At 70.4% G+C, this 11,224-nt stretch carries 9 protein-coding genes and 1 riboswitch; of the genes, 1 reads left to right on the top strand and 8 read right to left on the bottom strand.

From position 1 onward, the window contains the following. Positions 1-6: 6 nt before the first annotated feature. From OXG55_15915 to OXG55_15895, 5 genes are all read right to left on the bottom strand, one after another. Positions 7-1,188 (bottom strand): helical backbone metal receptor, encoded by a 1,182-nt coding sequence (locus tag OXG55_15915; protein ID MCY4104722.1) that lies wholly within the window; start codon positions 1,186-1,188, stop codon positions 7-9. A 49-nt stretch (positions 1,189-1,237) separates the two neighbouring features. Then, positions 1,238-1,384, bottom strand: a riboswitch (adenosylcobalamin (AdoCbl) riboswitch). A gap of 47 nt (positions 1,385-1,431) precedes the next feature. After that, positions 1,432-2,583, bottom strand: coding sequence for an aminotransferase class I/II-fold pyridoxal phosphate-dependent enzyme (locus OXG55_15910; GenBank protein MCY4104721.1), 1,152 nt, complete (start codon positions 2,581-2,583; stop codon positions 1,432-1,434). A 99-nt stretch (positions 2,584-2,682) separates the two neighbouring features. Continuing rightward, the gene (locus OXG55_15905; protein MCY4104720.1) at positions 2,683-3,201 is read right to left on the bottom strand and encodes an N-acetyltransferase; all 519 of its coding nucleotides are present in this window, start codon (positions 3,199-3,201) and stop codon (positions 2,683-2,685) included. Continuing rightward, positions 3,198-3,485: a DUF1778 domain-containing protein gene (locus OXG55_15900; protein MCY4104719.1), complete on the bottom strand. Its 288-nt coding sequence runs from the start codon at positions 3,483-3,485 to the stop codon at positions 3,198-3,200. Before OXG55_15900 ends, OXG55_15905 begins: the two co-directional genes overlap by 4 nt. Positions 3,486-3,575: 90 nt before the next feature. Beyond that, positions 3,576-5,921 carry a UvrD-helicase domain-containing protein gene (locus tag OXG55_15895; GenBank protein MCY4104718.1) on the bottom strand — a complete coding sequence of 782 codons (2,346 nt, stop codon included), beginning with the start codon at positions 5,919-5,921 and terminating at the stop codon, positions 3,576-3,578. A 260-nt stretch (positions 5,922-6,181) separates the two neighbouring features. Here OXG55_15895 and OXG55_15890 point away from each other — a divergent pair, with 260 nt between their 5' ends. After that, positions 6,182-7,684 (top strand): hypothetical protein, encoded by a 1,503-nt coding sequence (locus OXG55_15890; GenBank protein ID MCY4104717.1) that lies wholly within the window; start codon positions 6,182-6,184, stop codon positions 7,682-7,684. 71 nt (positions 7,685-7,755) lie between these two features. Here the strand turns inward: OXG55_15890 and OXG55_15885 are convergent, their stop codons facing one another. The 3 genes from OXG55_15885 to OXG55_15875 form a co-directional block, all read right to left on the bottom strand. Continuing rightward, on the bottom strand, positions 7,756-8,676 hold the full coding sequence (locus OXG55_15885; protein MCY4104716.1) for a nucleotidyltransferase domain-containing protein: 921 nt from the start codon (positions 8,674-8,676) through the stop codon (positions 7,756-7,758). 135 nt (positions 8,677-8,811) lie between these two features. Continuing rightward, a complete protein-coding gene (locus OXG55_15880; protein MCY4104715.1) occupies positions 8,812-9,729 on the bottom strand; it encodes an NAD(P)-dependent oxidoreductase in 918 nt (305 codons plus the stop codon). Positions 9,730-10,108: 379 nt separating this feature from the next. Beyond that, positions 10,109-11,224: a hypothetical protein gene (locus tag OXG55_15875; GenBank protein ID MCY4104714.1), complete on the bottom strand. Its 1,116-nt coding sequence runs from the start codon at positions 11,222-11,224 to the stop codon at positions 10,109-10,111.

Below are 11,224 nucleotides of genomic sequence, written 5' to 3'. Positions count from 1 at the left end.
TGCCGCCTAGGACGCCGCGGCGATCGTCGCCAGCGCTTCGGCGACGGCGCCGATGAACTGCGGCAGGCGAGGGCCCCATCGGGAGGCGATGTCGGCGTCTACCACCAGGATGTTGCCGTCGCGGACCGCGGTCACCGTCTCCCAGCCCGGCCGGGCGGCCACGTCCTCCGCGCCGTAGGCCAGCAGGTCGGTGATGATGATCAACTCGGGATCGGCCTCGATGATGTACTCCTCGGTGAGCTGCGGGTATCCGTAGCCGTCGGTGTCGGCCGGGTCGGCGATGTTCACCGTGCCGAGCGCCGCGTAGACGGCCCCGAGGAAGCTGTTGGAGCTGACTGAGAAGTGTGTGTCGTCCAGTTCGTGGTAGATGCGGATGGGCACGACCGGTGCGTCGGCGAGGGCGGCCGCGATCTCCGAACGCATCCACCCGCTGACCTCGGCCGCCTCGCTGGCGTAACCCGTGGCGAGTCCGAGTGTCTCCACCGACGCGTAGCCTCCCTCGATGTCGAACGGGCTCGGGCTGATCAGCACCGGGATGTCCAGCGCCGTGAGGCCGGCGACCAGTTCGTTGCTGTCGTTGGCGATAACCACCAGGTCGGGTTCGTAGGCGGTGATGGCCTCGATGTTCGGATCGAAGCCCGACAGGTCGGTGGTCGGTGCCTCGGGCGGGTAGGCGGACCAGTTGTCCACCGCCACCACCTGCGGTCCCGCCCCGATGGTGAAGAGGATCTCCGTCGCCGTCGGTGACAGCGACACGATGCGCTGGGGCTGCGACTCGAGTGTCCAGGTTCCCCCGTCGGAGGTGATCGTGACGGGGAATGACAGGGCCTCGGCGGACTCCGCCTCCGGCTCGCCGGTCGCGCTGTCCTTGGCCGGCGATTCCGCTTCGGTGTCCTCCGCGGGTTCGTCGCCGACGGTCGCCGGTGCCGGCTCCTCGGTGGCCGTGGTGTCCGGCGGTGGCTCGTCCTCGGACGGCTCGGGTGGTGCGGGTGCCGGCTCGGGTGTTGCAGGCGCAGGTTCGGGAGCCTCCGGCGGTGCGGGGGCCGGTTCGGGAGCCGGGACGGGTTCGGCTGCCGGTGCGGTTGCTGCCGTGGTCGGTGACTCGTCGCTGCCGCTGCACGCTGCGGCGAGTAGCCCTCCCAGCGCCAGGATCGAGACGAGAATGAGAACGAGGCGGTGTCGGAACATCCGGTACCTCCTGTCGGTCGAGGACGGAAGCTCGATCGACAGAGGCTGCCGGCCAAACCAACCCTGATCCTCGAGGGCCATGTGGTTTGCATCGGCCCGAGGTTCGACCGGACTCAGCGACAGGAGTCGCTTCACCGTTGCGGGACAGTGCCGGATTCCAACCGGACTTCGTCTCCGAGCCGAGTCGCAGTCTAGGCCCCGACCGGCCGGTCGAACTGTCGCCGCCGGCCCGGCCCTTGCCTCCTAGCCCAGGAAGCGCTCGACCGGCTCTCGGCGGCTCCGACCACCGCCGTCTGCGGCGCGCCCGCCGACGGCCGAGTCGCCCGCGTCGGACACGGTGGCCGCGATGTCGGGCCTCCGCCCGGTCCCGGCGCCGTTGCCGGCAGCGCCGGGCGCCGCGCCGAGTCCTGTGTCGGCGGCCTCGTCGGTGAAGCCGGCACGGTCCAGTGCCGCCGCCAGGCGTGCCAGATCACCGGCGTCGCCGACGGCGATCCGCGCCGTCCCGCGCAGTCCGAAGCCGGCGCAGTCCCGTACCAGGACGCCGTGCGGGGCGAGGGCCTCCCGCAAGCCAGGGGCCTGCACCAGTACCCAGGGAGCGTCGGCGGCCTGCACCGTGAGACCCCGTGTCTCGAGGAGTTCCACCAGGTCACGGCGCGCCCCGGCGACGGCCGTCGCCCAGCCCACCGGGTCGGCGCGCTCCAGCAGATCCGCAAGCAACGCAAGCGCCAGCGAGCCCACCGACCATTGCGGTTGCCGGTGCGCGAACCGGGCCACGTCGTCGGCGATGAGGTAGCCCAGCCGCAGCCCCGGGCAGGCGAACGTCTTGGTCAGCGAGCCCACCACGACGCCGTCGCGCCCGGCCGTCCAGCGCCCGGTGGCCAGGGCGTAGAACGCTTCGTCCCATACGTCGGCCGCGTCGTCCGACCCGGCCAGGCGCCCGGAGGGGTTGTGCGGGTCGCTGCGCCAGACCGGCCCCGCGTCGCGGCGCACCCGGGGCGGCAAGACGCGCAGCGCCACGTTGTGCGGGTCGCTGCGCCAGACCGGCCCCGCGTCGCCACGGGGATGCAGCCCGAACTCCGGCTCGGATTGAACACGCCCACCGATCTCGCCCGCCACGAGCCCGATTGCCTCGGCGGCTCCGTTCGTGAGCACCAGCCGGGCGGGATCCACCCCCATCGCCCCGGCCAGCAGCCGGCTGGCCGCCGCCGGATCGGGATAGCGCCGCAACTCCCCCAAATGCAATGCCGCCAGCGTCGCCACGTCGGGGGCGAAGGGGTTCAGGTTCTGCGACAGGTCCAGCAGCGATCCCGGATCCAACCCCAGCGCCCGCGCCACCGCCGGCCCGTCACCGCCATGCCGCCCCGACGGCGGCACAACTCGATCGAGCGAATCCACGCCGCCGACCGTACCCGGTCAGACCGCCTCGCTGCGCTTGGACGGATGATTCCGAGAACGCTCCCTCCGCGACACTGCGATGGAGGGCTGCCTGCGGAGTCAGTCCCGGAACAGTCGGTGGATGTCCTTCATCAGCAGCACGAGATGGAGCCGGTCGGTGGGTGATGATTCGAATTCCGGGACCGCTCGGAGGTAGAAGGATCGGGCGTCGGTGGTCTCGGCGTGGACCAGCAGGCCACGGCACCCGATCTCTTGGCCTGCCCGGGCCGTCCGGCGGATGACGTCGCGCAGCAGTCCGGCACCGAGGCCCCGCCCCTCGTGCTGTATCGATACGCCGAGGCGGGCGAGAAGGGCGACGGGCTGGGGGTACCGGCCGGCCCCGCGCCTCAGTCGCTCGGGGGCGTCCGGGGTTGCGATGGCCGCCATGCACCATGCGTAGTAGGCCACGACCCTCGAGCCGGGCGGCGCGGTGACGACGAACACCCTTGTCGTACCGGTGCCGTGCGCCTGCCGGGCGTGCCGGTGGAGCCACTGGGTCTGTGTCTCGGAGCGGCACTCGAAGCCGTCGAGATCGTCGCCGGGCGCCAGCAGGCGCGGCGGCGGGTATCGGCCGGTCACTCGTCGGCAAAGGGTGATGGGCGGGCCATGAACTCGCGGAGCCCCGGCAGGTCACGCGCGGGGCGTCGGTTCAACTCCTCCCAGGCCTCCTGCGCCTCGGGATCGAGAACGAACTCGGTGCGGTCCGCCAGTACCTGACGCGCCGCCGTCGTTAGGTTGGATACGACGAACTCGGTCAGGCCAACTCCGCAGGCGGCGACTGCCTTGTCGATCAGCCTCCGATCCTCCGGGGTCGTCCGGACCTCCAGGCGCGCACTACGAGTCCGACCCTTGTGCTGCTCCATGTTGCTCCCCTCGGCATCCAACAAGTCCGTACGGCCACTATACGGCCACAACAACGAGACGTCCCGCGAACACGGCGGGTGGTGTCACACCTACGGTTCGATTCGTTCGAAGTGGTCCTCGGCGGGGCTGATCACGGGGCTGAGCCTGCTTCCGTGGAGGATCACTACGAGGTCGCGGGCCCTCGTCATTGCCACGAACAGCTGCGAGACGGCCAACTCGTGGTTCTCGGCGGCCTCCTCGGCACTCGAGCCCTTCTTCGCCTGCGGCGGGAACCGACCGAGGTGGGGCAGGAACACCGCCTTGAACTCGAGCCCCTTGGCGCGGTGGTAGGTGCCCACCTTCACCGCGTCGTTGGGCCGCCCGTCGTAGTCCTCCAACGACTGCACCTCGAGTCCGTGGCTCCGCAGGCGCGCACGGACGCTGTTGGCAGAGGTGTTGAACGGTGCCAGCACGGCCACGTCGCCGGGGCCGATGCCCGCGTCGCAACGCTCGAGAGCCTCGATTCTGCGGGCGATCTCGTCGGTCTGGGCGTCGAGCCCGCTGATCTGCACGACGACCGGGCGGGGTCCGCTCCTGACCGTCGCGATCGGCTCGTCCCCGCGACGGACGTCCTCACCGAGGTCCTCGACGCGGTGGTCGCCGGCGACCGCCATCGCCGCCCCGATGATCTCGGCGGTGTTACGGTAGTTCTCGGTCAGCAAGGTGGTGCGGCCCCGCACCTCGACGCCGGCCTGGCGGAGCGTGAACCCGCCGGGATAGATGCGCTGCGCGGCATCGCCCAGGATGAAGAGGCCGTCGGGTCGATCCCCCTCGACGGTCGGCGCGTTGACGAGCGCCCGCAGGAGTTGCAGTCCCGCCAGGGTGAGGTCCTGTGCCTCGTCCACGATGACCGCCGAGTAGGCGGGGCTGCTGCGCCCGCGGGCGTGGGCCAGCGCCCGCAGGATCACGTCGCAGAAGTCGATGGTTCCGTGGCGGGCCATGTGCGCGTCCCAGCACTCCATGAGTTCCCACACCTGGGTTCTCTGCAGGTGCCCCAGCCGTGCTCGCCGCCCGGTGCGGGGAACTTCGAGATACTCCTCGAGCGTCTCGATGGCCCGCCCCTTGATCATCTTCGTGATCTCGTCCCGCAGGTACTGCGAGGTGAAGCCGCGGTGCAGCGGCGTTTCGGCCACGACGGTCTGCTTGAAGGCTTCGTTGTAGGCCTTGGTGACCTTGTTGGGGTTGACGAAAGCGCTGTCACCCGCCTCGTCGCAGATCCGCCGGGCGAGCCGGTCGACGTTGATGAACTCCACTTCACCGGCTCGGGTGCCCGGCAGCCGGTCATAGAGTGACTCGAACACCGCGGGCAACGACCTGATGTAGGTCGTGAACAGCACCGGCGGCACCGTGGCGGCTTCGCCGCCGTCCTGCTCTCGCTCGGCGACGAGGGCACGGTTGCGCAGCGCCAACTCGGACGCACGGTGCAGGCCCACGACGGTCTTGCCGGTGCCGGCCGCGCCGCGTACCCGGGCCGGGCCCTGGTAGCGCCGTGTTGCGGCACCGCGCTGGTCGGGGTGCAGGAAGACCATCCAGTCCTCAATGGGTCGGCCGACCACCTCGGCCATGTACTCGGGCTCGGTCCGCGTGAACAGCGATCCGGCGGCCTCGTCGTTCAGTAAGTGCTCCAGAAGCCGGTCGGAGTCGTCGGCGACGGGCTCGGCGGCTGCGAGGGCTTGCGGGGCGTGCGATCCCCCGGTGGCATCGTCGGCGTCGCCCGCGGCGGTCGACCCGGTGGACCCTGCGGGCGTCTCGGCCGCGGCGGCGGATCCGTCCGGTGCCGACGTCGCTCTCGGCACCGGTGGCGTCCGACTCTCTGCGGGGCGGCCCGCCGCGTCCCCGGCCGCCAAGTTGAACGCCAGTCCCAGATGCCGCTCGCCGAGGTGCGGTTCCAACGCGAACAGCTCGTCCACGTTGTCCAGGCGGCGCAGATGGGCGATGGCCGGGCCGGGGAGGCCCCGCTCGGCTAGTTCCGCGTCCGTCCACGCCATGAAGAGCTTCCCGATCTGGTTGCGGTGCTCACGGTAGGTGCGCTCGGTGGCGCCGTCGGGCGCCTGTTCGTAAATCTGAACGATCCGGTCGGTCTCGTCGTAGGCCAAGCGCATACGCTTGGCGCGGTCTTGGACTTTGTGCGAGCCGTAAAGGAGCACCACGATCGTTCGATTGAAGATCTGCCATATGAGCCGACGGTCCGAGGCTCGGCCGCCGACATCGGAGGAGAACAGCTTGGAGCCGTTGCCGGCGACGCCGATGTCGTGCGTGGTCAGCCTCGGATTGCGGAACGGCTGACGGCGCAGCTCCAAGAGCGTGTCCACCAGGTCGGCCTTGTAGGGGTCGTTCCGGCGCAGCGAGCTGAGGCAGTCCCAGTACGACTCCGCCTCGACGAGCTGGTAGCTCATGGCGAGCCTCCGGCTGGCACCGGCACCCGCCTGCGGCCGGTCGGTGACTCGGGTGGTCCGCTGCCCCGCCGACAAAGGTCTTCCCGAAGCACGGCCGATCAACTTACCCGACTGCTGTGACAGGTGACCGTCGGGGCGTCGCAGAATCGCCGTGCGACCGCGGTGTCGGCCGCGGCTGATTCGGCACACAAGTATGATCCCGTTTCGTATAAGTGAAGTTTTATAATCAGGCTAGAACAGCGGAAGGTTCGGGGAACGGAGTGCTGCGGAAGCCGGAGAGTCTGTACGACCGGGAAGTCGAGTGGGAGGATCTCAACGGCTTCGTCTCGGCGCCCGGTCCGCGGCTGCGCCTCGGCATCGTGTACGGGCGCCGCCGTTTCGGCAAGAGCTTCTTGCTGAGGCGCCTGGTGGAGGCCACCGGCGGGGTGTATCACTTGGCCCTGCAGGAGGAACGCCGGTCGGCTCTGGAACGTTTCGCCGACTCTTTGAGCCGCCATCAGGCGCCGTCGCCGCCGCTGCACTTCGACGATTGGCGCACCGCGCTGGAGTATGCCGCCGCCCTGCTCGGCGATGCGCGGGGCGGTCCGAAGGTGCTCGTGCTGGACGAGTACCCGTACTTGCGCCGGGGCAGCGCCGAGCTGGATTCGGCACTGCAGGCCGTCATGGACGAGGCCGCTGCTGATCCGGGCTCGCGGCGGGACTCGCCGGTGACCGTCATCGTGTGCGGCTCGGCCATGTCGGCCATGACCGGGATCCTCAGCGGCACCTCGCCCCTGCGCGGTCGGGCGGCTCTGGACATGCCCTTGGCGTCGTTCGACTATCGCGTGGCCCGCGGGTTCTGGGGCATCGAGGATCGGGCGGTGGCCTTCGCTGTAGACGCGGTGGTAGGCGGGGCCGCCGGCTACAAGGATCTGGCCGGAATTGCCGGGATCCCGTCCCGCCGGGAGGATCTGGCAGGTTGGCTCGCCGCGACCGTGCTGAATCCGTCCCACGCGCTGTTCCGGGAGGACGAGTACCTGCTGCGGGAGGACCCCCGCGTGACCGTCGAGGCGCCGTACTACTCCCTGTTGCAGGCGATCGCCGCGGGGCGGGCCTCGCAGGGTCGGATCGCCGAGGCCGTCGGCCGGGCACCTGGCGACATCATCTACCACCTCGGTGTGATGCTCTCCGCCGGGTTCGTCGAACGGACCGACGACCTGTTGACGGCCCGCCGGCCCGCGTACAGGGTGGCGGATCCGATCGTGCGCTTCCATCATCTGATCAGTCGCCGGCACCGAGCGCTGCTCGAGGACCGCCGAGCTGGCGAGGTGTGGGCCGCGGCCGATGCGACCTACCGATCGAAGGTGGTCGGACCCCACTTCGAGTCCGTCTGCCGGCGGTGGGTGGACCGCTACGCCGGCGAGGAGACTCTGGGTGGTCCTGCTGCTCCTGCCGGGCGCGTGCAGGTCCACGACAGGGACCGCCGGCGATCCTTCGAGTTGGACGTGGCGGCCGCGGTGCCCGATGTCGGCGGCGAGTCTCGCCAGGGCACTGCGCTCCAGGTGCTCGGTGAGGCCAAGGCGTCCCGGTTGGGGGTGGGCGATCTCCAGCGCTTGGACCACCGGGCCGATCTGGTCGCCGGACGGAAGCGGGTGTCGTTGGCGGGCACGTCCAAGCGGCTGCTGTTCTCACTGGAGGGTTTCACCCCGGAACTCGCCGCGGTCGCCGCGAGCCGCCCTGACGTGGAGTTGGTGGACCTCGACCGGCTCTACGAAGGCGACTGACCGGCCGGTGCCGAGTCTTGCCGGCCTGCTGGCTGTTCTCTTGATCGATCCTGTGCTCGCCGGTGTGCGGCTCAGGCGATGCCCTGGGTTTCGAGGCGTCCGGCGGTGTCGGTGACGTGGCGGCGCAGCCGGCGGGACTCGCCGCAGGGTCCGTAGAGTTGCTCGTAGGCGTCGATGGCGAGGATCGCCGCGGCGAGGACGTGGCGGGCGAGGCGCTCGCTGTAGGCACCGGTGGCACGCGACGACCGCTCGGGGCGGTCCGCCGGGTAGGCGGCGTCGGTGCGCCAGCGGCTCACCGTGTCCCATGTCTCGTCGTCGAAACAACTCCGCACCTCCGCCCAGTGCCGGTCCGGTAGCTCCGCGGCGAGTTCGGGAATCGTGTGGATGCGCCGCGGATCGTCGCCGCAGATCACATGGATCAGCGCCTTCAGAGCGTTCTCGGCGCACAGCTGCGCCGCCCCGCACAGCGCCCACAGGCGATCCTGCCGGTAGAAGGCCAGTGCCTCGTCATCGCCGTCGGCGATGGCGCCCTCCTCTGCGGTGCCTCGATCCATCACGTTGAGGATCTGCGTGACCTGCGTCCGCAGGTTCAGCAGCCGGTCGAGAGCCTCGCCGGCGTCGCTGTCGGCCATGCCGATCTCCTTGCCCCAGTCCACGCCCACCTCGGGGCGTTCCACCAGAGGCACCACCTCGGGTGCAATGCGACGCTCCAGCGTCCAACGGAGATGTTCCGAGCGGGTCCGCCACTCGGGGCGGTCGGTCACCAGCACCTGCACCGGCCAGCCGCAGGCCTTCCGAGCCGCTTCGGCGAGGGCGCCCTTGCGGCGCCAGCGATCGGCGTAGTCGCCGAGATCGTCGAAGACGGCCACGAGATCGATGTCGCTGTCGGCGGTCTGCTCGCCGCGGGCGACCGACCCGTACAGCAACACGCGGCCCGCCCCGGCGTCGGCCAGTACCTCCGCCGCCCGCCGGGCGTCCGCAACAGTCGGCACCCCTGAATCTACCCCTGCGACAGCCGCGTCGACCACGGGCCAGAAGTTACCTGTCGCACGACCCGGACGGCAGACGGACGGCCCTCTTGGGTGGAGTTTGGCCAGCGCGGGTCTGGAGGCGGAGGGGTGCCTGCCTCAGCGCTCGGTCCAGTCGAGGTCGGAGAGCTCGGCGAGGGCGAGGATGAGGGACTGGGTGCCGAGGCGGCCGCGGTCGGCGCCCATCAGGCGTTCGTAGAACTCGCTGGCCAGGCGCAGGCCGGGCAGGTGGAGGCCCATGCGGTCAGCCTCGGCCAAGGCGATGCCCATGTCCTTCACGAAGTGCGCCACGAAGAAGCCGGGGTCGAAGTTGCCGGCGATCATGCGGGTGCCCAGGTTCGATAGCGACCAGCTTCCGGCCGCACCGCTGGCGACCGATTCCATCACCGTTTCGAGGTCGAGTCCGGCCTGCCAGGCGTAGAGCAGGCCCTCGCAGACGCTGATCATGCCGGCGGCGATGAGCGTCTGGTTCACCATCTTGGTGTGCTGGCCGGCGCCCGGTCCGCCTTGGTGCACCCAGGTGCGCCCCATGGCCTCCCAGAAGGGCTCCAGTGAGGCCACCGCCGCGGCGTCGCCGCCGATCATGATCGACAGGGTTCCCCCTCGGGCGCCCACGTCCCCGCCAGACACGGGGGCGTCCACCGCCGCCACGCCCCGCGCCGCGGCGGCCTCGGCGATCTCGACGGCGAGCGACGGTTCGCTGGTGGTCATGTCCACGATGATCTCGCCGCCGCCGCAGCCCGCCAGAGCGCCGTCGGGCCCCAAGATGACCTCCCGCACGTCAGCCGGGTAGCCCACGATGGTGAAGATCACGTCCGCGGCCTCGGCCACCTGCCGGGGCGAGTCGGCCCAAGCGGCGCCGCGCGCCAGCAGTCCCTCGGCCTTGGCGCGTGTGCGGGTGTGAACTGTGGCCGGATGGCCGGCGCCCATGAGGTGCCCGCACATCGAGGCGCCCATGACGCCGGTGCCGATCCAGCCGATCGGCACCTCCGCCGGGTCACATCCAGCGATGCTCATGGTCGTCTCCCTTCGTACCTGCGCGTGCGCTCCAGCGGGTCACGCTACGCCCGCTGTCCGCAACTCACCTGTCGGCAAATCTGTCTCCCGGACCCATGCCGCTGCGAGGGGTGCTGCTTGCCTTGTTCGCCGCCTGCGTCCGCGAGGTCGTAAGTGAACGTGTCGGGCGTGGGCTTCCGCCCGTACGACGGCGGCGGACTGCTTGAACGGCCGGGGCCGAGTGCGGTCTTCGCCGGTCCGGCGGTTGCGCAGGGGGCGACGCTGTGCAGCCATCCGGTGGCGGCTCGCCGGTTTGGGCCGGGGCGGGTGAACAGGGAGGTACAGGGGCGGATGCCGTGACAGTCCTCCGGCGCGCCGGGGATGTGTGAGGACGCGAGGTTCACACCGCCACGAGCTGCTCCGCCCGGACCCGCAGCCCGAGACCGGCGGCGCAGGCGTCGACGTCCTCGGAATCGAGCACACCGCCGTCGCCGAACATCAGGCAACTCCCGGTCAGGTCCTGCTGCAGCAGGTGCGTGCCGAAGGCTCCTTCGGCGGCGACGAGGCGATCCCCGACCGCGTTCATGACCGCCAACCCCGCGCGGGTCAGCAGGCTGGTCTCCCCCACCTGGGCGCCGACGATGATCCCGAGGCCCCGACCGGCGGCCTCGCTGGCCAGGTGCAGCGACCGGATGATCCCGCCCATCTTCGAGACGCGCACGTTCACGATCCACCGGGCGGGATCGTCCAGCCTCTCCAGCTGTTCGACCCGGGTGATGCTCTCGTCGAGGATGATCCTCGCTCCGCATTCCTCGCCGACGCGTGCGAACCCGTCCAGGTCGCCTGCCTGCAGCGGCTCCTCGACCGCGGAGATGCCGCGACCCATGGCCGTGATGTGTCCGACGCACTCCTCGACGGACGTCCAGCGGTTGTTGGCGTCCAAGCGGACCCGCAGAGACGGGTCGCTCCTGTTGCGGAACACGCGCATCTTCGCCCGGTCGCGCTCGGGATCGCCGGAGACCTTCACCTTGAAGTCCCGGAACCCTCGTTTCCAATAGCGGTGGAACTGCCACCGGTAGGCGAGAGGGGGCGCGTCGCCGAGCACCGCGGAGTACGAGAAACAGCCGGACAGCCGCGGCGCGCCGACGACGTCCTCGACGGGGCGCCGCGTCACGTTGCCGATCAGGTCGAGTATCGCCAACTCCACCGCGCAGAACGCCGCCGGATTCCGGTCGATGAGGCGGCGATGATCCTCGGCCCAGTCCCGGAGGCTCGCGGCGTCGGTGACCGCGCCGATGATCGACTCGGTGACGCCCCGGACGAAGTCGACCGCGCCGGGAACCGTCTCGGCGGTCACGTACGACCTCGGGCAGCCCTCGCCGTAGCCGACGCGGCCGCAGTCCGACCGCGCCGCGATGATCAGGTTCTCGGCGCGGGCCCGGCTGGCAGAGGCGTGTCGGAAAACCACCCTGAACGGGACGGGGAACGCGAAGACGTCGAGACGCTCAATACGCAT

The organism is bacterium (assembly GCA_026708055.1).
Taxonomy (GTDB): Bacteria; Actinomycetota; Acidimicrobiia; order Acidimicrobiales; family CATQHL01; genus VXNF01.
Note: the sequence above shows the minus strand (reverse complement) of the source record. Positions and strands in the feature narration are given on the sequence as shown.